Here is a 21,983-nt window from a genome sequence, read left to right on the forward strand (position 1 = left end):
CTATCTATTATTCTTATTGTTACTCTGTTCTCTATATTGAATTTAGTACTTTATTCATTTTTATTGGATTATTTCCTTTTGAAGTTAACAATTCCCTTTCTGCTTTTTTTTTTGATATAATAACCTTAACTGTCATTCTATATGGAGGTTCTATGCGTTTTAATCAATATAGTTATATCAATTTTCCAAAAGAAAATGTCTTATCTGAGCTAAAAAAATGTGGCTTTGATTTACAAAATACAGCCAATCACAAAGACTCACTTGAAACCTTTTTACGTCGTTTCTTTTTCACTTATCAAGACACCAACTACCCACTTTCTATCCTAGCAGCTGATAAAAAAACAGACCTGCTGACATTTTTTCAATCAGAAGATGAACTGACAGCAGATATTTTTTATACTGTTGCTTTTCAACTTTTAGGCTTTTCTTATTTGGTTGACTTCGAAGATAGTGACGTTTTTCGTAAAGAAACTGGATTTCCCATTATATATGGTGACTTGATTGAAAATCTCTATCAGTTACTCAATACTCGCACCAAAAAAGGAAATACTCTTATCGACCAACTTGTTAGTGATGGTCTTATTCCGGAGGATAATGACTACCACTACTTTAACGGCAAGAGTTTGGCTACTTTTTCTAACCAGGATGTCATTCGTGAAGTCGTTTACGTTGAGTCTCGTGTCGATACTGACCAAAAAGGGCTATCAGACCTAGTAAAGGTTAGCATTATTCGCCCTCGTTTTGATGGAAAAATCCCTGCCATCATGACAGCCAGCCCTTATCATCAGGGAACCAATGACAAGGCTAGTGACAAGGCTCTCTACAAGATGGAGGGCGAGCTTGAGGTTAAGCTTCCTCACAAGATTGAGCTAGAGAAACCTCAACTAAATCTCGTCCAACCCCAAGGTCAAGCTGAGCTTATAGCAGAGGCTGAGGAAAAGCTAACTCACATCAACTCTAGCTATACACTAAACGACTACTTCCTTCCGAGAGGCTTTGCCAATCTCTATGTCTCAGGTGTTGGTACCAAAGACTCGACAGGTTTCATGACTAATGGAGACTACCAGCAAATCGAGGCTTATAAAAATGTCATCGATTGGCTTAACGGCCGTTGCCGTGCCTTTACTGATCACACGCGCCAGCGTCAAGTCAAGGCTGATTGGTCAAACGGAAAAGTTGCTACAACGGGACTTTCCTATCTAGGTACCATGTCCAATGGTCTTGCGACTACAGGAGTCGATGGTTTAGAAGTTATCATTGCCGAGGCAGGAATTTCATCATGGTACAACTACTACCGTGAAAACGGTCTGGTGACTAGCCCAGGTGGTTATCCAGGTGAGGACTTTGACTCCCTTGCTGAGTTAACCTATTCTCGTAATCTCTTAGCTGGCGACTATATCCGTGGCAATGAAGCTCACCAAGCTGACTTAGAAAAAGTGAAAGCTCAGCTAGACCGAAAAACTGGGGACTACAATCAGTTTTGGCATGACCGCAATTATCTGCTCAATGCCCATAAAGTAAAGGCAGAGGTTGTCTTTACTCATGGTTCTCAGGATTGGAATGTCAAACCACTTCATGTTTACCAGATGTTCCATGCTCTTCCTACTCATATACACAAGCATCTCTTTTTCCATAATGGTGCCCATGTTTACATGAACAATTGGCAATCAATTGACTTCCGTGAGTCCATAAATGCCTTATTAACCAAGAAATTACTAGGACAGGAAACAGACTTTCAACTTCCTACTGTTATCTGGCAGGACAATACAGCTCCACAGACTTGGTTATCACTTGATAACTTCGGTGGGCAAGAAAACTGTAAAACCTTCTCACTTGGTCAAGAAGAGCAAGCTATTCAAAACCAGTACCCAGATAAGGATTTTGAGCGCTATAGTAAGACATACCAAACCTTCAATACAGAGCTCTATCAAGGGAAAGCTAATCAGATTACTATTAACCTTCCTGTGACTAAAGATCTCCACCTAAACGGTCGCGCTCAGCTCAATCTTCGTATCAAATCCAGTACAAACAAGGGGCTCTTATCTGCCCAACTGCTAGAATTTGGGCAAAAGAAATACCTACAACCTTATCCAGCTATTTTAAGTGCTAGAACCATTGATAACGGTCGCTATCACATGTTGGAAAATCTCTGTGAATTGCCATTTAGACCAGAGGCACAACGAGTCGTGACAAAAGGTTACCTTAATTTACAAAATAGAAATGATTTACTGTTAGTAGAGGATATTACTGCAGATGAATGGATGGACGTTCAATTTGAACTGCAGCCAACTATTTACAAGCTAAAAGAAGGAGACACTCTCCGTTTAGTCCTCTATACTACTGACTTTGAAATCACCATCCGTGACAATACAGACTACCACTTGACTGTCGACCTCGCTCAGTCCATGCTTACCTTACCTTGCTAAAAGGAGTTACATTATTATGAATAAATCAGAACACCGCCACCAACTTATACGCGCTCTTATCACAAAAAACAAGATTCATACACAGGCTGAGTTGCAAGCCCTTCTTGCTAAGAACGACATTCAAGTAACCCAGGCAACCCTCTCACGCGACATCAAAAATATGAACCTATCAAAAGTCCGCGAAGAAGATAGCGCTTATTATGTTCTTAACAATGGTTCCATCTCAAAATGGGAAAAACGTCTCGAACTCTACATGGAAGACGCCCTTGTCTGGATGCGCCCAGTTCAACACCAAGTCCTACTAAAAACCCTTCCTGGACTGGCTCAATCCTTTGGTTCTATCATTGATACTTTGAGCTTCCCTGACGCTATCGCTACCCTTTGTGGTAATGATGTCTGTCTTATCATCTGTGAAGATGCAGATACTGCTCAAAAGTGCTTTGAAGAACTGAAAAAATTCGCCCCACCATTTTTCTTTGAAGAATAATAAATGACTACAACTAACAATTATGCTTAAAAAAACTGGTAGAAAGTCTTTAACATCAGAAAACGCATAGTATCAAGGGTTTTCAACACTTGATACTATGCGTTTTGCTTTATCCTAGGAAGATTTATACTCTTCGAAAATCTCTTCAATCCGCGTCAACGTCGCCTTGCCGTAGGTATGGTTACTGACTTCGTCAGTTTCATCTACAACCTCAAAACCATGTTTTGAGCTGACTTCGTCAGTCTTATCTACAACCTCAAAACAGTGTTTTGAGCAGCCTGCAGCTAATTTCCTAGTTTGCTCTTTGATTTTCATTGAGTATTATTTCATTTTCTCCTGCAATTGAATTCTTGCTCGGCTTTTTGTTTTCTATTTCTTTAAAATCAAAGTAGCTCTTTTGTTAATAACTCGATCAACAAACATCGTGGTACAAGTATCTACTTTGAAATTTATCAGCCACTTAACAACTGATACTGTATTCTAGGAAAACGATGACATTCTTCCTAATAAAACTTCTCATATATAGCATAAATTTCTACTCTTTTTAATTTTAAATGAGTCTCAGCATGGCAATCACTTTAGAATTTAAGCCGCTTCTCCAGCTCGATTATTGATAAGTTCAATGATTTGAACAATATTACGAAGTACTGGTAGTTGGTGTTGGAAGAGTAGTTGAACAGAACCATAAGATTTAAACGGCTCTTGCGTTAACACTTTCGTCTCTAAAAAACCATTTTCTACAATGTAGTCTACAATCAATTTTACAAATGAAATCTGCCTGGCATTAAGATTCTCATCCGACAAAAATTTAGAAAAAATACGATTGGCAGACTCTCTATCTAAGCAAATAATCTCACGAACCAATCTCGGAATTGCCTTATTTTCATAATGACTTTGGTAGTCTGCTTTACTACCTAATTTTTCCCAGAGCAATTTTTCAAGTGCAAGCATATCATCAGATGTCAACTTTTTATTATGGTATAGCTTAGAAATGGACTCCTCATCCAGATGAGTTTTCAAATAATGCTCAACTTTTTCATTGTAAGACCGAAGATCGTTGACCTGCAAAAATGCTGTGGTCTCGTGAACAGTGGAGAGTATACGATCTTCAAAGTTAACATAGTAGGGTTTACGGTCTGTTTTATCCAAAAACTGTAATAAATCTCGAATAGCAAGACGAATTTTTTCCAAATCAGACAAGTTAACTTCTTTCCAAAATTCAGGCTCCTGTACTTTCCTGATAATTTCAGCCTGCTCAAAAACCTGCGGGATATTGCCAATAGCAGAAAGAGCTCTAGCCGTCTTCATCACTTGGGAAATATGAACAGTGGAAGATTTAGCTGTCAGTTGCCCCAACTGAATATGAAGCAACCACAAATCAAATCTCCTCGCCATCTCATCTTCTTTATCTTCATCAAATAAAAGCGGAGAGAGATTTTTTTGAATGGTTTCACTTGTAACAGCAGTTAGATTCTGCCAACTTTCCAATTTCCTATAGCTATAAACTGTATCTAAAACCATACGAACCCTGAAGTCCAACTCATTTAAGCTCTCTATACGACCTTGAAGTTCCGAGACAAGCTGCTGACGGTATGCTCTCGCAAACTGATCTTCTTGGTATTGGAGTCCCTGAAGTTCTCGAATCAAGTCCACTTTGATATTAAATAAACGCTGAGTCAACGAAACAATGTGACGACCCTCTCCATCTCTTGGATCTGCACGAAAATAATCAAAATTGTCCCCATAATCAAATACCAAGAAGTTTTCCTTATCCTGCTCAGGTCCAAATAAATCTTTACACAGACGGGTTCCTCGACCAATCATCTGCCAAAACTTAGTTTTAGAGCGTACTTTCTTGAAGAAGACTAAATTAACAACCTCTGGTACATCAATACCTGTATCTAACATATCTACAGAAATCGCAATTTGAGGATACTTCTCCTTAATTTTAAAATCATCAATCAAGGTCTGATAATGCTTAATACTATAATCAATTACCTGAGCATAGTCGCTCCCTTTTTCAGGATAGCGGTTGTTAAAAATACCTCTGATATATTCCGCATGATCATGATTTTTAGCAAAAATAATAGTTTTACCAATTTCATCACCCGAGGCTGTCTGAATTCCTCTTGTCATGAGTTCATTTAAAACAATTTCTACTGTACTTTTATTGAAAATAAAGGAATTAAATACACTCCCATCAATATCTTTTTCACAGCTATCGTCTTCAAATTTGCTATCAAAATGTTCCTTTTCTTCTTTGGACAAATCATCATAATGTAGACCATCCGTAGGTAGTTTCAGTTTGGTTTCGATAGAATGATAGGCTACTAAATATCCGTCTTTAACAGCCTCTTCCAAATCATATGCATATGTTGGAACCCCATTCTCCAAATTAAAGAATCCATAGGTGTTTTTATCTAAATCTTGACGCGGAGTAGCTGTTAAGCCTACAATCCTTGCATCAAAATAATCAAAAATGGACTTGTATTTCTGATAAATAGAACGGTGAGATTCGTCAATTATGATAAGGTCAAAATGCCCAACAGTGAAAGGGCGTTGATTTACTTCTTCTTGACCACTAATCGCTCCAATCATGGTCGGATAAGTTGAAAAGACCATGCGACTTGATTGAGCTCCTTCTTTATCTTCTAAGAAGTTACAAACGGAAAGATCTGGGAGTAATTTTCTAAACGAATCATATGCTTGCTTAACCAAGGAAGTTCTATCGGCTAAGAAGAGAACGTTTTTTACCCAGTTATGACGTGATAAGATATCAACTAGAGAAACTGCTGTACGAGTTTTCCCAGCCCCAGTTGCCATAACCAAAAGTGCCTGTCTACGATGATCAGAGAAAGCTTCACAAACGCTTGCAATCGCATGTTTTTGGTAGTGACGCCCGGAAATATCATCTCTAATTTTACTAGAAATATCCTCAAGTGGTTTTTGAAGATGACGTCTATCCATCACTAATTGCAATTCTTCTTGAGAGTAAAAGCCTGCAATCTGGCGTCGGTTCGGACCATCAAGTATATAGTGCTTCAACCCATTTGTAATAAAGCAAATTGGCTGATAGCCGATATGTTTCTCAAGAGCTTCAGCATATTCTTTGACCTGTACTTCCCCTACTTCTGGATTGACAGAGGCTTTTTTAGCCTCTACAATCGCTAAAATTTTCCCATTTTTACCATAAAGTACATAGTCACAGTAACCAATTCCTGAACCGTGCTTGAGACCATCAACGGCTATCTCAACACGACAGTTTTCTTCAAATATCCATCCTGCTAAACGGAGATCGATATCAATAAAGAGCTTTCTTGTCTCTGCCTCAGATAATTGTTCAATATGGAAAGGCACATCTTGCCGTTGCGCTGCAGTCTCACGTTTTTCAGTATAAGTCTCTTGAACTTCTACGGACTGAGCAGCCATCTGTTCATGAAAATCAGGCAGTTCTGGTAAACTGTCTTGTAACTTTATCATAGATTGTGGAGTTTCTCGGTATTTGATGTTTGCTGAAAGTGGTAAGCACTTCTCATCAAAATAACGCTCCACAAATTCATTGCTGTAACAATAATCGATAAAATTAACAAACTGATACAAATGATGTAAAGCTAAAATCGCTTCTCGTTCCTTAATTTCACCACCATGAGCAGCATGGTTTCCCCACCGAATCAACAGAACTATCTGCTTGTGGAGTTCAGAATCTACGATATCCCTAAAATCATCATCCCATACTAAAGAAGATAGAGTAGCACGATAGGGAGCTTCTAAATATGAATCGTGACTATATATCCAATGGACAGCCTGCTCCAAAGCACGACGCGCCATAAAGGCAGTAGCCACAGTTGATGTAGCAATCATATTTTCAGCTTCAATGCAAGGTTTTGAAAAAGATTCATATTCGTCATTTTTTAAAAGAAAGCTAAAATTTCCCATTTTTTTCTCACTTTAAACAAATAGTTTAGCTATATTATACTAAATTTCAAGCTATTTCTCCACACTTTTATAGCTATCTCACAAGCAAATTGTGATTTGTCGACCAGGACTACAAAGTCTGCGAACTCATTTTGGAGGGCTAGTGGGGGGAGGGGGAGAAGTATTTTTTTTAATTTTGTAATTGGTAACTGAGGCTGAGCACTTCCTGATATCACTCGACTATAATTATTATTCCTTAAAACATGGATAATAAATTTCTGATTTAGATTTGGTGTCTTGGGACGTAATATTACCATACCTGAATTTATACGTAAATGTTTATATTTTATTAATTCATCGTAGTACGCTACATTTCCAACAGTACCTCTTGTTGTCAAGACTATATCATAACGCTCAAGTTTGCCTTTTCGAAGTAATTTATCCTTTGTTTTAGTGATAAATTGCTTTGTATCGAATGAAAATCCGTTTTTAGTAACATTCTTTGTATTTAAAAATAAACAGTACTCCTCACTAAACAACTCATCTGATTTAGGATAATTTTTGCCCCTATCACCATCTATAATATCAAATAAGTTATCAATGCTTTCAAATATTTTATTTTCCCCAAACATCTCGTTAAATCGGGATTTGACGAGCAAGTTTAGTTCATCTAACTGCAATTTTCTTTTAGTAATAAGCCTTTTAATCGTATTAAGAATACAGATAATGTTCTCTTGTTCTTCGATACCTAGCAATTCTAATTGTAAATCAAGTAATATATTCTTGTTTAAATGAGGAATTGTTGCACCTGTTGAATGATCTCGTAAATACTGCGATTTACTTTCCAAAAAGACTCCCAAGTAATCTGATATAATTTTTTCTTTGTATCGCTCATTCTTTTTTAAGACCGTAATTGTACTACCAACAGCTCCCGATAATCCATAACCAACTGTTCCTGCATTAGCTCCATCCCATGCTATCAGAATATCATCTGGGAGTGCTTCAGTCATATTTAAACTTTCAGTGAATTTTAAATTATTATTATTTCTTAAATCATCTATTTGAATATAACGTTGGCTTAGAGTTGTTTGTTCAGCAAGTACAGTGGCTTTCTTGCCTTTTTTTAGAGATAAGACTTCCCCCAACTTCACTTTTTTCATACAGCCACCTCTCTACTTGAGTAATTTTTCTAATTCAGCCAAGCCAGCTTGAATTTCTTTTTCTAAATCATTGATTTTCTTTAAGATGACCTCTGTTGGTTCATACTCAACTTTTTCATACTCAATCTCTTTATATTTATTGATAGACAAATCATAATCATTTTCCTTTATCTCAGCAACTGGAACAAAGAAAGATTGATCCGTTCTCTGACGTTCTGCTTCTTTTTCAAGATGATGAAAGCGTTCGATAATATCTGGAATATCATTGTCGCTAATCGGTTGTCGCTTATCATCCAAACTTAAACCATCCGCTTTCATATCGTAAAACCAGACTTTGTCAGTACCACCATTACCAGTTTTTGTAAAGATGAGAATGGCAGTTGAAACTCCAGCATAAGGCTTGAACACACCACTAGGCATTGAGATTACAGCATCAAGCTTATGATTCTCTACAATTTCCTGACGAATTCCTTTATGAGCTTTAGACGAACCAAAAAGGACACCATCAGGTACGATAACTGCTGCTCGTCCACCTGGTTTTAAAGTTCGCAAGAAAAGAGAAAGAAAGAGTAATTCTGTTTTTTTGGTTTTTACGGTTGCAAGAAGGTCATTAGAGGTTGAATTGTAGTCAAGTGAGCCCTTAAAAGGAGGATTTGCTAAAACCAAAGTATATTTATCGGCTTCTTCATTATCTTGAGACAGCGAGTCAAGGTAACTGATTTGTGGATTTTCTACTCCATGTAGCATCATGTTCATCGCCCCAAGTCTCAACATAGTCGTATCCGTATCATTTCCATGAAACATCTGATTATGAAAATGATTGATATTATCTGTATTGGTTTCCCATTCATCTTTCTTACGCTTTAAGTAACGGCTAGCAGATACTAAGAAGCCAGCAGAACCCATAGCGGGATCTGAGATGATATCTTTGATAGTCGGTTGCATCAACTCAACCATCATATCGATGATGTGACGAGGTGTACGGAACTGTCCATTTTTACCTGCGGTCGACAATTTTGATAACAGATATTCATAGATATCTCCGATATCAGTAATACTTTGTTTGTCATTATCAAAATCTACATCTAATCCCCTAGTTGGAAAAACATCTAAGATAGAAATTGCCTTTTGAAGCGTAGCAGGTTTATTTATTTGAAAAATAGCTTCTCGCATATATCGTGAAAAGGCTGTATCATCTGTATCCCCCTTGAGATTTTTAATAAACGGAAAAATCTCCTGAGTCATTAAACGATAAACTTCCTGAGCATCTCCTATATTTTTAAAAGTTGACCAACGGTATTCAGGTTTATCTTTTGGAAAAACTCCCTCATAAGGAATCCCTAGAAATTCAGCATCACTTTCACGTCCAAGCTCGACACTATCCAAATCTTTCATAAATAAGAGATAAGTCAACTGTTCAATATTTGTTAAAGGATTTGCGTTTCCTTCTGTCCAAAGAATTTCCCACAGCTGATCGATTTTATTTTTTAATTCGCCTGTAATCATATCTTCCCTTTTCTTTAGTTTTTAAAACTTAGTAATATCATTATTTTATCAGATTTCAAACAAAGCTTCAATTAACTATATCTATGCGTCACCTGAATATTTTATACTCTTCGAAAATCTCTTCAAACCACGTCAGCTTCACCTTGCCGTAGGTATATGATACTGACTCTGTCAGTTCTATCCACAACCTCAAAACAGTGTTTTGAGAAACCTGCGGCTAGCTTCCTAGTTTGCTCTTTGATTTTCATTGAATATTAATAGACTTGTTTGGTATCTTGAAAACTATATCGTATAGGTGTCGTCATGGATCCTTTTAGCTGATTTAAGGATACGCAAACACAATACTATGACTCAATTGAAATATTAAAATTTAATTTCTGACCACCTAATCCTGCTTCAAATAGTTATCGAACAAGTTTTATGATAGCTACCTTGTTGGGATGCTCTTATTTTTTATCAGACAAAACAAAAGGATTAAGGGAGTTAATTTCCTTAATCCGATAGTTCTTATTCTTGACGTTGTCCGAAATCTGCAATCATCTGCTCCATTTCTTGTCGACTCGGAGTGGTCAGCATATACAGGTAATCTCCTTGAAGTTCCGCGAAGGCAGCTGGCATGACTTTTTTAACCTTGAACTGCTGGCTATATTTGGCAAGCAAATCCTCTTCTGAATAAACATAGTGAGCATTTGCACGGCGAGAAGTAGCCAAACAATACTGAGTTTCAAAGTCTGACGCCGGGAACTCCTCTCCTGCGACAATAGCTGCATAGCCACGATAAAGGTCCAAGGAATGAGCAAAGTTATAAACATCAATGGTAAAACCACCTGCAGGGCGGTTATTGTACTCGATGGTAATATAATCGTCCCCCTCACGGAAGAACTCAATATGGAAAAACCGTTCTTTCATACCAAATTCTTTGACAATTGCTTCCCCATACTTGCGCAGTTTAGGATCCATATCCTTGAGCACATAATAAGAATTGTCCATCTTATAAATCATGAGGTCAAGCGGTGTATAGGCGTAGTCAAAGGTTGTTGAGAAGACAATCTTTCCATCCTTGTCCACGAGCCCGTCAAAGGTACAGATTTCGCTGGAAGTGACAAATTTTTCAAAGAAATAAAGGGTTGAATGGTCCCATTCTTGCTTGAAGTGATTGATATCGTCTTCTGTCTCAAGTTTAAAGGTTGCGGCTGCTCCCACTCCATTATCAGGTTTGGCAATCATTGGAAGACCGATTTCTTTCACTGCTTGATCAACATCTGCTTCCGTCTTGATAACAGCTCCAGGTACCACAGGAACACCTGCTTTTTTGAAAAGTTTCTTCATTTCAGACTTATATTTCGTCTTTTTGAGATCCTCTGGTTTGGCACCAAAAACATTGAATTGTTCTCTGAGTGTTGCGTCTAGCTCAAGCCAGTATTCATTGTGAGACTCGATGCGGCCAATTGGACCATGTTTATAAAAGAGAAAAGCAACTGCACGTTTGACTTCATCTATGTTCTCAAGATTATCAACACGAAAATACTCGGTCAAGCTATTGCGCAAGGGCTCATCCAATTGCTCGTAAGACTCTTGACCAATTCCCAAGACTGTGATGCCTTTATTAGCTAGTTCGATGGTAAACTGTTGAAAGTTTTGTGGATAGTAGGGAGAAATAACAAGGTAATTCATAGGTAACTCCTTTTATAAATAGAGATTACCGAGGAAATAAGGCATTTGTTTACGCCACCATTCCCAGTCATGGGCGACATCATGTCCCCATTCAGCAAACCAGACTGGAATTTGTTTCTTGTCAAAGGCTTCTTTGAGCTTGTAAAAGGATGGCAAACCATCTTGTTCCCAGGCTCCAAGCCCCGTACACAGCACAATCTCTGCCTGACGGTAACGGTCAATAAACCAGCCGTCGTTTTGGTTCCAAATATAATCTACTGGCGAGTTTTGGTAAATAGCATCATCGTTGTAGTAATCACCGACAAAGAAACGTGCGTCGTAAACACCACTGAGAGCAATCACTTTGGTAAAGACATCTGGATGCTGGAGGAAGAAATTGAGTGCATGATAGGCTCCCATAGAGCAACCTGTCGTCATCATGCCATCAAACCAACCTGTCTTGTGCTTGATAAAAGAATGGCCTCCTCAATCACATAACGTTCGTAGGCACGGTGCATTTCCGCTTGGTCATGAGCATTTTTCCAAGTAGCCAACCAGCTCTCACTATCCAAACTAGATAGGGTAAAGAACTGGACAAGGCCTTCCTCGATAAAGGAAGCACAGGCATCAATCATGCCAAAATCATAGTATTCGTTGTGACTACCACCTGATGAAGCAAAGACCACAACTGGAATCCCACCATGTCCATAACGGTTAAGGTACATTTCACGGTTAAGATGACCACTCCAGTGGCTAAGATGTTCAATATGCATTTCGTTTTTTCCTTTCTTAACTTACCATTTTTCTGCAAAAAATCTCAGACAATCTGGTAGATTTTCTGACCAAGGGATTTCACTATGGATGGCACCAGACTGAACTTTTAGCACAAGATTATCCAGATGTACTCCCCCTGCTATCAAATCATGGTAATAGCAAAGCGACGAGTCGATATAGGCTTGTTTGATATTGCCATCCATCAAGGTCTTGTCTGTATCATCTGCTTCTTCTGTTCCTACATAGATGAAGATGCGCTGGTCAGGCGATAGTTTCTGGCACTCGAAATAGCGGTTAAAGGCTTCTTGGTGGAGCCAGTTTGCAGATGAAAAAACGCCCAAGCAACCAATTTGGTCTTGGTATTCCAAACCGATAAACTGGGTAATATTGCCTCCTAGTGAGGAACCAATCATAGCCGTATGCTGGCAGTCTGCTTTTGTACGATAGGTCTCATCGATAAAAGGCTTGACCACCTCCATGACAAACTCAGCATACTCCACACCCTTACCACCAAACTGCTGCCCTGGGATAGGAGATTCTTGGAACTTCCAAGCCGCATACTCATTCATCCGCCCCATACCATCATTGTCAATAGCAACGACAATCATGCGACTGATATCCGGATTTCGTTTGATAGCTGGGATAATCTTCCATGAATGTCCAATGAAAGACTCTTTGCTATTAAAAACATTTTGCCCGTCATGAAAGTATACAACAGGATAGGAACGGTCTGTATCTTTCTCATAATCTTTAGGAAGAAGAATACGTACACGGCGCTCCTTACCTGTATAAGGAACCTTGAGTTTGTGTTCTTTCATTTTTAGATAAAAGTAGGATTGATTCATTGTCAGAAAACTCTCTATATTCAAAATTTTATATCATTATATCATAAAAATAAAAAAAGTTAGTTTTTTACCTGTTTTTAGAGAAAAAACTAACTTTTTTTACTGATTTTCGCTATTCTTTTGGATTTTCTGAATTAGAGCAGATTGTCAATCAAGTCATCAACTTCATCTTTTTCGGCTTGAGGTGTGATTTCAGTAATCATGATTCCAGCCACTGCTCGCTCAACCAAGCCTTCAACATCCATACGCGCTTCGTACTGCTCCGCATTCTTAATTTTAGGATTTGTTTTTGGACGATCTGGTGCAAAAATGGTACAACAGTCTTCAAACGGTTGGATTGAAATGTCAAAGGTATCGATTTCCTGGGCGATGTCAATGATTTCCAACTTGTCCATGGTAACCACAGGACGAATGATGGGAGTGTTGGTAACAGCATTGATAGCCTTCATACTTTCAAGGGTTTGGCTGGCTACTTGACCTAGACTTTCCCCATTGATGATAACCAAACCATTTCGTACCTCACGAATACGGTCAGTAATCCGCATCATAAAGCGACGAGTTAGAGTCATCAAATAAGCTTCTGGCGCTTTGGCTTTGATTTCCTCTTGAATCTCTGTGAAAGGCACCTCGATAAACTGGATATTTCCGCCAAACTTGGTCAATTTACGAGTCAAGTCCTGCGCTTTCTTGAGGGCACCAGGACTAGTATATGGTGGACTAGCAAAGTGAACTGCCTCGATATCCACCCCACGCTTAAGAGCAAGATAACCTGCTACAGGTGAGTCAATCCCTCCTGACAACATGAGCATCCCTTTACCTGAAGTTCCAACTGGCAAACCACCAGCCCCACGAATGGTTTCATAAGAAAGATAGGCTGCTTCTTCACGAATCTCCACCTGAAGATTGATGTCAGGACTTTTCATTTGAACTTGCACATTTGGAATGGCTTCGAATACAGCCCCTCCAAGTGTTTGGTTGAGTTCACGACTATCAAGTTCAAAGTTGTGGTCGCTACGCTTGCTAGAAATCTTAAAGGTCATACCTTCCTTGTAGATGTCCCGCATAATCTCTTGGACAGAAGACTTCAAAACTTCTACAGATTTTTCAACCTTATAAACAGGAGAAAAGTTTTGAATTCCAAAAACTTGTTTGAGAGATTCTGCAACTGCTGTGTAATCAGCTCCATTGAGGTAAGCGTGGGCACGGTCGCGATCTGCTGTTACCTTAACTTGGGTATAGATAGACAAAACGTCCGAAATATTATTACGAAGTTTATTGATGAAACGCATACGGTTTTTACCCTTGGTTGACAACTCTCCGTAGCGAATCATAATTTCTGAATACTGCATGAATGCTCCTATCTTACTTTTCTAGTTTGATTGTAAATCAATTTTAACTTGGTCAAAAACTGCTCGACCTGACTCATATCATTTTCCAAGTCTAGGCTAAGACGCACAGCTGACTTGGCCTTATCTTTGTCCACTCCCATGGCAATCAAGGTACCGGCTGGTTTTCCTGCCTTAGATGAACAAGCTGAGGTTGTTGAGATGAAAATATCATAGTCTTCAAAGGCGTGAACGATGACTTCACCTCGAACACCTTTGATTCCAAAAGTCAGAATATGAGGTGCAAAGTTTTCCTCATCTGAAAAGACAAAAATATCCGGATAGTTCAGAAGAGCTTGGCGAATCACTGCCTTCATCTGCCCAGTCTTGCTCCTAAAGATATCTAGCTTTTCCATAGACAAACGGAGGGCCTTGGCTGTCGCTGCAATCCCTGCCACATTTTCAGTTGTCGAACGATAATCTCGCTCCTGGCCACCACCTGTAAGAAGAGGTGTAATCTTCTTGCCAGATTTGATATAGACAAAGCCAACACCTCGAACCCCGTGGAACTTGTGACTAGAGAAAGTCGCGCAATCCACCCGTTCTGTCAGATACTTTTCAGTCGGAATTTTGGCAAGCGCCTGAACCGCATCAACGTGGAAGGAAATAGTCGGCTTGTCTGCCAAGAATTCTGAAATAGCCTCAATAGGTTGGATAGAGCCGATTTCATTGTTCACAGCCATGATGGAAACGAGGATTGTATCATGCCGTATCAAACCTGCTAACGCCTCAACATCGACCAAGCCTTTCTTATCAACTGGAGCAAAATCCACTTCAAATCCTTGACTTTTCAACCAGAGGGCTGACTCTTTGACTGCTGGATGTTCAATGGCTGAAACAATGATGTGCTTGCCAAACTGAGCTTTTTCAAAGGCCACACCCTTGATAAGCCAGTTATCCCCTTCTGTTCCACCCGAGGTAAAGAAGATTTCATCGCTTTTCTTACCGATTAAATCTGCAATCTGTTGGCGAGAAGCATCTAAGATTCGTGTTGCTTGGTCTCCCAAACGATGGAGACTAGATGGGTTTCCTAAAATTTTTGAAGCGACCTGCATATAGGTTTCAAGGGCTTCAGGATAAGGCTTGGTCGTCGCTGAATTATCAAAGTAAATCATGTTTCTCACGCTTTCTAAAATCACTTCCTCTATTGTATCATGAAACGGAGCTTGCGACAAGAAAGGGAAATTTCTCTTTTTTTAAGATTTTTTTAAAGAAACAGAGTATAATAAATCATAATCAAAGGAGAGAATGTATGTCTAACTATCGTAGAACTTCAAAACCAAAAACAGAACACATCAAAAAAGGCTTTACAGTCTTTCAAAAAACCGTTGCTACAATCGCTAGTATCCTTGGCTTGATTACCGCAAGTATCACGATTATGAACGCCTTGGATAATAACAAAAATATTAAAAAAGAACCTACGACAAGCCAGACGACAACCATTGTCAAAGAAATCCAAAAGGAATCCCCTAAGGAAAACACCAGTCCAACTAAAGAGACTAACACTAGTCAAGAAAAAACACAGCAAGAGGAAACACCAAAATCTAGCGTCAAGGAAGAGAAAAAAGAAGATCAGAAAACAGCAACTCAGGACTCTTCTACTCCTGCTTCAAGTAAACCTGCTACTGAAAACGAAAAACAGTCCAATGCGCCAACTTCAGAAAATAAAAGCAATCAATAGCCAGAAAAATAGCTTCCCTCCAAACTTGGAAAGAAGCTATTTTTTTATTGTTGTAACACTTTTCGAGGTTTGGTACCTTCAGCTGGACCGATGACACCTGCTATCTCCAGTTCTTCCATGAGACGGGTCGCACGGTTAAATCCAACTGATAAACGACGCTGAATCATAGACGCACTGGCTTTCTGTGTTTCGATAACCAAAGACTTAGCTTCTTCAAAAAGCGGATCACCACCAGCATCTCCATCCGAAAATTCTCCTTCATTTTCAGAAACCTCACCTGGATCAAAACTCTCATCGTAGTCTGCATCTGCCTGAGTCTTGATGAAGTTCACAATGCGCTCAACATCGTCATCCGAGATAAAGGAGCCTTGGAGACGAACTGGATGATTTTCATCAATCGGTTTAAAGAGCATGTCTCCTCGACCAAGAAGTTTTTCTGCTCCATTTTCATCCAAAATCGTACGGGAGTCTGTTCCTGATGAAACCGCAAATGCTACACGAGATGGAACATTGGCCTTAATCAAACCAGAGATGACATCAACAGATGGACGCTGAGTTGCAAGAATCATGTGGATACCTGCAGCACGCGCCTTCTGCCCAAGACGGATGATAGCATCTTCCACTTCCTTGCTGGCCACCATCATGAGGTCAGCCAACTCATCCACAATCACGACAATGAATGGTAGCGGAATTTGCTTGTACTCAGACTGGGAATTGAACTCTTCTACCTTGGCATTAAAACCTGCAATATTCCGAACTCCCACCTTGGCAAAGAGTTCATAACGGTTTTCCATTTCATCCACAACCTTTTGCAGAGCCTTGCTGGCTTTGCGTGGATTGGTCACGACTGGAATCAAGAGGTGGGGAATATCATTGTAAACAGATAACTCAACCATCTTGGGATCGACCATCATAAATTTAACTTGATCTGGTCTCGCCTTCATGAGAATGCTAGCAATAATGCCGTTAACTGCTACTGACTTCCCTGAACCCGTTGAACCTGCAACTAGCAAGTGGGGCATTTTAGAAAGGTCAAAAGCTCTTGCGGTTCCATTAACAGCCTTCCCTAAAGGAATTTCCAAGAAATTTTCTGCTTTCGTTTGCGATTGTTCCCATAGTTCTCGGAAAGATACAGTGGCAATATCGGAGTTGGGCACTTCAATTCCGATTAGGGATTTCCCAGGGATTGGTGCTTCAATCCGGACATCTTTGGCAGCCAAGGCTAGAGCGAGGTCATCTGATAGATTGGAAATGCGGTTGACCCTTACACCAACAGCCGGCTTGACTTCATACTTGGTCACTGATGGCCCAATTTCGGCCCGTTCAACTGTTACCTTAATACCAAAGCTAGCAAAGGTTGCTTCTAAGATTTTGATATTTTCTCTGACAATTTTCTTCTCTTTAGACTGATCTTTTGGTTTATCTGGTGCAAAGAGTTGTAAGCTTGGAAGTTTGTATTCAAGGGCTTCTTTGGCTGAAAAATCGACCTGAACATCTTCGTCATCTGAGTCATCTTCCTGTTCAGGGAATTTAAGTTCAGCTTGAGGCAGGATGATTTCTGGTTCCACCCACTTTTCTTCTGGAATAGGTGGAAGATTTTGAACAGCTTCCTCTGTCAGAATTTCACCCGTTTCCATATCAACAGGAGGCAAATCGAGTAAGGCTTTTTCAGTCTCTTCTTGTTCTAATCTAGCCTCTTTCTCAGCCTTTTGGCGAGCTTTTTCTTCTTGTTTGACAAAGCGTTCCTCTTTTCGACGCTCGTGCCCTTCCCACCATTTGGCAAAGCCTCTACTGAAAAATTCAGCAATATCGTAAACAGACCAAGGGCTGACTAGGAGAGAACCCACTAAAATCAAGATAGAACCAATAAAGTAAGTTCCGATATTTGAAAAGAGAAAGGCTGTTGGAATATAAAGAGCGACCCCGATCAAGCCTCCTCCAGCAAAGCTAGTCGTTCGAAAACCAGTCAGATCTGTCACAACCTGAGCCATGGTCCCTTTTAGAACGGACTTGTCCAAACCATATTTCCAAACCAAGTAGGCCTCAAAAATCAAGAGTAAGCCAGCAAATATGGTGAAAAAGCCAGATAAGAGTCCTTCCTGTTTTCGTATCCACTTGAAAAAGAAGAGATAGATTAATAGGCCGAATATCGCCAGATAAGCTAGGCTACCCACTAGCAAGCGAATTAAATTATAAAGGGTTATACCTGCAGCCCCTAATTTGAAGGCTGCGAAAATCAATAAAATCGCAATTCCTAACGAAATCAACATTCGTTGAATCGCTTCTTTTCTTTCCAGTTCTGCTTTAGACGGTCTCCGTCTTGTTGTACTTGTATTCTTGTTTGCCATTCTTCTATTATACCATATTTCACAGGCATTTCGGGAAGAGAAAAAGACTGCACCAAACGGTCCAATCTTTTCATTTTTCTATTTTTTATGCTTGTGGTTTGCGTAGGTAACCATAAACCACACCACTTACGATTGCTCCTACCAAGACAGAAACGAGGTAAAGGAGAGCATTTGAAGTAAGGGCGATAACGAAGATTCCTCCGTGTGGCGCCATGAGTTTGATACCAGTAAGACCAACGAGTCCACCTGCTACTGCTGAACCAAGGATGAAGCTTGGAATCGCACGAGCTGGGTCAGCGGCACCAAATGGAATCGCTCCCTCAGTGATAAATGACAAGCCCATGATGATGTTTGTCAAACCAGAGTTACGTTCTTCCTTAGTAAATTTATCTTTGAAAAGAAGAGTTGCGACAAAGATTGCAAGTGGTGGCACCATTCCTCCAGCCATAACTGCTGCCATGGCTACAGAACCACCTGAAGAAACAGTTGCTGCAAGCGTACCTGTACCAAAGACATAAGCTGCTTTATTAACTGGTCCACCCATGTCAACAGCCATCATTCCACCAAGGACGATACCAAGAAGGACAGCTGAACCTCCTCCAAGACCGCCTAGGAAGTCATTCATAGCAGTGTTGATTGCAGCCATTGGGATATTCACAGCTAGCATAACAAATCCTGTCAAGATTGTTCCAAGAAGTGGCAATAGAAGGATTGATTTAGCACCTTCGAGTGAACGAGGAACTTTAACGTATTTCTTGATGGCAAGAACCAAGGCACCTGCGATAAATCCACCAACAAGGGCACCTAGGAAACCAGATGAGACACCTGCAAGAGTTGAAGTTGCTTCACCACCTGCGGCATAAGGAATTTTACCAAAGGCAAAACCTTCTTTGGCAATAGCACCAGCCACGAAACCTGCTACCAAACCCGGTTTTTCAGCAATAGAGTAGGCAACATAACCCGCAAAGACTGGAAGCATCAAACCAAAGGCAGCTCCACCAATTTTCATGAACATAGAAGCTAACTCATGGTAAGAACCAAGATTGCCAAGGTTTTCATTTGGAACACCCAAAGCACCGTCAATCAAGAAGGCAAGGGCAATCATGATACCACCACCGATAACGAATGGTAACATTTGAGATACACCACTCATCAAGTGTTTGTACAAGGCACCACCAAGGCTTTGTTTTTCGTTAGAGGCTGTTGCAGCTTTGGCACCATTAGCGGCACGGTAGACTTCAGTATCTCCTGAAAGAGCCAAGTTAATTAGCTCTTCTGTCTTACGGATACCGTCAGCAACTGGACGATTGATCAATGGTTTTCCATCAAATCGATCCATTTCAACGGCCTTGTCTGCTGCAATGATAATAGCTTTAGCCTTACGGATATCTTCTGCAGTTAGTTGATTTCCAACACCGCTAGCACCGTTGGTTTCGACCTTGATACCAACCCCCATTTCAGCAGCTACTTTTTGAAGGGCTTCTTGGGCCATGTAAGTGTGGACAATACCTGTTGTACAAGCTGTAACAGCTACGATAAAGTCACCAGAGTCATTAGCAGGTGCTTGAACAAGTTCCTCAGTTTTTTCTGAAGCTTGGTCAAAAAGTTCGATAACTTGGTCTGCAGATGTTGCTTGACGAAGTTTGTCTGCAAAACCGTCTTTCATCAAGTATTGAGACAATTCTGCCAAGGCTGCCAAGTGAGTATCATTGGCACCTTCTGGAGCTGCAATCATGAAGAAGAGGTCAGTTGCTTGTCCATCCAAGCTCTCGTAGTCAACACCCTTATTTGACTTAGCAAATAGAACTGTCGCTTCTTTGACAGCAGCGTTTTTGCTGTGAGGCATTGCGATTCCATCACCCAAACCAGTAGAAGTCAAAGCTTCACGCGCCAAAATTCCTTCTTTAAATGTTTCAAAATCTGTTACATAACCGTGCTCTGTCAAATTTTTAATCATCTCGTCGATGACAGCTGTTTTTTCAGTTGCCTGCAAATCTAGCAACATGACATCTTTTCTCAATAGGTCTTGAATTTTCATCTTTTTTCTACCTCAACTTTTCCATATGTTTCTTTAATAAATTCCGCCGTTGCCAAGTCATCTGAGAAGGTAGTTGCCGTTCCGCAAGCCACTCCCCATTTGAAGGCTTCTACTGCGTCTTTTGATTTGACAAATTCACCTGTGAATCCAGCAACCATAGAATCACCAGCTCCAACTGAATTTTTGACTGTTCCTTTGATTGGTTTAGCGAAGTAAGCTCCCTCAGATGTGACAAGAAGGGCGCCATCACCAGCCATAGAGATAATAACATTTTGAGCACCCTTAGCCAGTAACTCACGAGCGTATTTCTCAATTTCATCTAAACTTTCGAGTTTAACCCCAAAAATCGCTCCAAGTTCATGATTGTTTGGTTTTACAAGAAGAGGCTGGTAGTCCAAACTATCAATTTAAGGTCTGTCCTTCAAAGTCACAGACCACTTGCGCACCAGTCTGGCGCGTCAAGGAAATCAAATCCTTATAGATAACATTGCCTAGATTTTTAGCACTTGAACCTGCAAAGACAACTGTATCTTCTGCTGTCAGACTAGATAAAATAGCTTTCAATTCTTCTAGCTGAACCGGTTCAACAGTTGGACCCGTTCCGTTGATTTCTGTTTCTTGGTCTGCTTTGATTTTAACATTGATACGAGTATCTTCTGCCACCTGGACAAAACGTGTCTCGATTTCTTCCTCTGCTAAAGTATCTGTGATAAATTTACCAGTAAAGCCACCGATAAATCCCGTCGCTGTATTTGGTATATTCAAACGTTTCAAGACACGGCTGACATTGATTCCTTTCCCACCAGCAAACTTATCATCACTGTCCATACGATTTACACTACCAACTTTGACTTGGTCCAAACGAACGATATAGTCAATGGATGGATTGAGTGTGACTGTATAAATCATACTTCTATTACCTCCGTTTTCTCCTTAATAACCTGCAAGAGCTCATGCCCTTGACTAGTGATAACGATAGCGCGTTTGAGTGGTGCTACCTTGGCAAAGCAAGTTTGTCCAATTTTTGACGAATCCACCAAGACGTAGGTCTGCTTGGCATTCTCCAAAATAGCTCTTTTCACAGCTCCCTCCTCCATATCAGGAGTCGTATAATAGCCATCGTCAACACCATTCATTCCGATAAAGGCACGGTCAAAGTGCAATTGGTTAATCTGGTTAAGAGCAACGCCCCCGATACTAGCATCTGTCGCCGTCTTGACGTTTCCTCCAACCATGACAGTTGGAATCTGCTTTTCAACCAACTGAGCGGCATGGTGAATGGAGTTGGTCACAACTGTAACATTCTTATTGACCAATTCATGAATCAAAAAAGCAGTTGTTGTTCCAGCATCGATAAAGATGACATCTTTTTCTTTAATGAGAGAGGCTGCTTTCTGAGCCAGCAACTTCTTTTCTTGAAGGTTTTTGACCGATTTTTCTTGAATGGTTTCTTCTTCCTGTAAGGAGTGGGGGAGTTCTGCTCCACCATGCACACGACGAAGCTTGTTTTCCGCTTCCAACTCATCCAAGTCTCTTCGAACCGTTGATTCTGACGTTTCTAGCAAACTAACTAATTTTTCTAGAGAAACTACATGATGTTGATTTAACTCCTCTAAAATCAGTTGCTTCCGCTCTGTTTTTAACACCGAATCACCTCCTGTTATCGTTTACACTATTCATTCTATCATACTTTCTTTTGAAGTCAAGCATTTTTTATCATTTTCTTTCAAAATCTATCATTTTTCTTATTTCTAGAATTTTTAGT

Annotated in this window: 15 protein-coding genes and 2 pseudogenes; 3 read left to right on the forward strand and 14 right to left on the reverse strand. The window is 40.0% G+C overall.

Features of this window, described 5'->3' with window-relative positions; all coding sequences use genetic code 11:
- Positions 1 to 152: 152 nt before the first annotated feature.
- Both AT689_RS09360 and AT689_RS09365 read left to right on the forward strand, forming a co-directional pair.
- Positions 153 to 2,426: a Xaa-Pro dipeptidyl-peptidase gene (locus AT689_RS09360; protein WP_001212049.1), complete on the forward strand. Its 2,274-nt coding sequence runs from the start codon at positions 153 to 155 to the stop codon at positions 2,424 to 2,426.
- A 16-nt stretch (positions 2,427 to 2,442) separates the two neighbouring features.
- Entirely contained in the window at positions 2,443 to 2,913 is a 471-nt protein-coding gene (locus AT689_RS09365) for an arginine repressor (RefSeq protein WP_001042996.1), read from the forward strand.
- 114 nt (positions 2,914 to 3,027) lie between these two features.
- Here AT689_RS09365 and AT689_RS13525 read toward each other — a convergent pair whose 3' ends face one another.
- From AT689_RS13525 to AT689_RS09415, 10 genes and pseudogenes are all read right to left on the reverse strand, one after another.
- Positions 3,028 to 3,228, reverse strand: coding sequence for a hypothetical protein (locus AT689_RS13525; protein WP_000693053.1), 201 nt, complete (start codon positions 3,226 to 3,228; stop codon positions 3,028 to 3,030).
- 270 nt (positions 3,229 to 3,498) lie between these two features.
- A complete protein-coding gene (locus AT689_RS09375) occupies positions 3,499 to 6,849 on the reverse strand; it encodes a DEAD/DEAH box helicase family protein (RefSeq protein ID WP_000526338.1) in 3,351 nt (1,116 codons plus the stop codon).
- Between the two features lie 29 nt (positions 6,850 to 6,878).
- Positions 6,879 to 7,988 (reverse strand): restriction endonuclease subunit S, encoded by a 1,110-nt coding sequence (locus tag AT689_RS09380; protein ID WP_000756161.1) that lies wholly within the window; start codon positions 7,986 to 7,988, stop codon positions 6,879 to 6,881.
- Between the two features lie 12 nt (positions 7,989 to 8,000).
- A complete protein-coding gene (locus AT689_RS09385; protein ID WP_000627748.1) occupies positions 8,001 to 9,494 on the reverse strand; it encodes a type I restriction-modification system subunit M in 1,494 nt (497 codons plus the stop codon).
- A 122-nt stretch (positions 9,495 to 9,616) separates the two neighbouring features.
- The gene (locus tag AT689_RS13530; protein ID WP_001813706.1) at positions 9,617 to 9,742 is read right to left on the reverse strand and encodes a hypothetical protein; all 126 of its coding nucleotides are present in this window, start codon (positions 9,740 to 9,742) and stop codon (positions 9,617 to 9,619) included.
- Between the two features lie 259 nt (positions 9,743 to 10,001).
- Complete coding sequence (locus AT689_RS09390) at positions 10,002 to 11,168, reverse strand: ATP-grasp domain-containing protein (protein ID WP_001108647.1); 1,167 nt, start codon at positions 11,166 to 11,168, stop codon at positions 10,002 to 10,004.
- A 12-nt stretch (positions 11,169 to 11,180) separates the two neighbouring features.
- Positions 11,181 to 11,920 (reverse strand): annotated as a pseudogene (locus tag AT689_RS13735) (esterase family protein).
- Positions 11,921 to 11,941: 21 nt separating this feature from the next.
- Positions 11,942 to 12,766: an alpha/beta hydrolase gene (locus AT689_RS09405; RefSeq protein ID WP_001076704.1), complete on the reverse strand. Its 825-nt coding sequence runs from the start codon at positions 12,764 to 12,766 to the stop codon at positions 11,942 to 11,944.
- A 134-nt stretch (positions 12,767 to 12,900) separates the two neighbouring features.
- Positions 12,901 to 14,115 (reverse strand): tRNA uracil 4-sulfurtransferase ThiI, encoded by a 1,215-nt coding sequence (thiI, locus tag AT689_RS09410; RefSeq protein ID WP_001200084.1) that lies wholly within the window; start codon positions 14,113 to 14,115, stop codon positions 12,901 to 12,903.
- 8 nt (positions 14,116 to 14,123) lie between these two features.
- Complete coding sequence (locus tag AT689_RS09415) at positions 14,124 to 15,266, reverse strand: cysteine desulfurase family protein (protein ID WP_000638907.1); 1,143 nt, start codon at positions 15,264 to 15,266, stop codon at positions 14,124 to 14,126.
- Positions 15,267 to 15,403: 137 nt separating this feature from the next.
- On the opposite strand from AT689_RS09415, the gene AT689_RS09420 reads away from it, so the two are divergent.
- Positions 15,404 to 15,832: a DUF6556 family protein gene (locus AT689_RS09420; RefSeq protein WP_000073937.1), complete on the forward strand. Its 429-nt coding sequence runs from the start codon at positions 15,404 to 15,406 to the stop codon at positions 15,830 to 15,832.
- 44 nt (positions 15,833 to 15,876) lie between these two features.
- On the opposite strand, the gene AT689_RS09425 is transcribed toward AT689_RS09420, so the two are convergent.
- From AT689_RS09425 to AT689_RS09440, 4 genes and pseudogenes are all read right to left on the reverse strand, one after another.
- On the reverse strand, positions 15,877 to 18,129 hold the full coding sequence (locus AT689_RS09425; protein WP_277592615.1) for a DNA translocase FtsK: 2,253 nt from the start codon (positions 18,127 to 18,129) through the stop codon (positions 15,877 to 15,879).
- Positions 18,130 to 18,265: 136 nt separating this feature from the next.
- Entirely contained in the window at positions 18,266 to 20,218 is a 1,953-nt protein-coding gene (locus tag AT689_RS09430; RefSeq protein ID WP_000701442.1) for a fructose-specific PTS transporter subunit EIIC, read from the reverse strand.
- Positions 20,215 to 21,127, reverse strand: a pseudogene (gene pfkB / locus AT689_RS09435) (1-phosphofructokinase). The gene AT689_RS09430 and the pseudogene pfkB overlap by 4 nt, the downstream one beginning before the upstream one ends.
- A complete protein-coding gene (locus AT689_RS09440) occupies positions 21,124 to 21,864 on the reverse strand; it encodes a DeoR/GlpR family DNA-binding transcription regulator (protein ID WP_000920643.1) in 741 nt (246 codons plus the stop codon). The pseudogene pfkB and the gene AT689_RS09440 overlap by 4 nt, the downstream one beginning before the upstream one ends.
- Positions 21,865 to 21,983: the final 119 nt, after the last annotated feature.

The sequence above is a fragment of the Streptococcus pneumoniae genome (assembly GCF_001457635.1).
Taxonomy (GTDB): domain Bacteria; phylum Bacillota; class Bacilli; order Lactobacillales; family Streptococcaceae; genus Streptococcus; species Streptococcus pneumoniae.

Excerpts from the sequence above, each read along its gene's own strand:
- AT689_RS09360 (WP_001212049.1), top strand. The coding sequence starts at position 153 with ATGCGTTTTAATCAATATAGTTATATCAATTTTCCAAAAGAAAATGTC.
- AT689_RS13530 (WP_001813706.1), bottom strand. The coding sequence starts at position 9,742 with ATGAAAATCAAAGAGCAAACTAGGAAGCTAGCCGCAGGTTTCTCAAAA.
- AT689_RS09375 (WP_000526338.1), bottom strand. The coding sequence starts at position 6,849 with ATGGGAAATTTTAGCTTTCTTTTAAAAAATGACGAATATGAATCTTTT.
- AT689_RS09420 (WP_000073937.1), top strand. The coding sequence starts at position 15,404 with ATGTCTAACTATCGTAGAACTTCAAAACCAAAAACAGAACACATCAAA.
- thiI (WP_001200084.1), bottom strand. The coding sequence starts at position 14,115 with ATGCAGTATTCAGAAATTATGATTCGCTACGGAGAGTTGTCAACCAAG.
- AT689_RS09405 (WP_001076704.1), bottom strand. The coding sequence starts at position 12,766 with ATGAATCAATCCTACTTTTATCTAAAAATGAAAGAACACAAACTCAAG.
- AT689_RS13525 (WP_000693053.1), bottom strand. The coding sequence starts at position 3,228 with ATGAAAATCAAAGAGCAAACTAGGAAATTAGCTGCAGGCTGCTCAAAA.
- AT689_RS09430 (WP_000701442.1), bottom strand. The coding sequence starts at position 20,218 with ATGAAAATTCAAGACCTATTGAGAAAAGATGTCATGTTGCTAGATTTG.
- AT689_RS09385 (WP_000627748.1), bottom strand. The coding sequence starts at position 9,494 with ATGATTACAGGCGAATTAAAAAATAAAATCGATCAGCTGTGGGAAATT.
- AT689_RS09415 (WP_000638907.1), bottom strand. The coding sequence starts at position 15,266 with ATGATTTACTTTGATAATTCAGCGACGACCAAGCCTTATCCTGAAGCC.
- AT689_RS09390 (WP_001108647.1), bottom strand. The coding sequence starts at position 11,168 with ATGAATTACCTTGTTATTTCTCCCTACTATCCACAAAACTTTCAACAG.
- AT689_RS09365 (WP_001042996.1), top strand. The coding sequence starts at position 2,443 with ATGAATAAATCAGAACACCGCCACCAACTTATACGCGCTCTTATCACA.
- AT689_RS09380 (WP_000756161.1), bottom strand. The coding sequence starts at position 7,988 with ATGAAAAAAGTGAAGTTGGGGGAAGTCTTATCTCTAAAAAAAGGCAAG.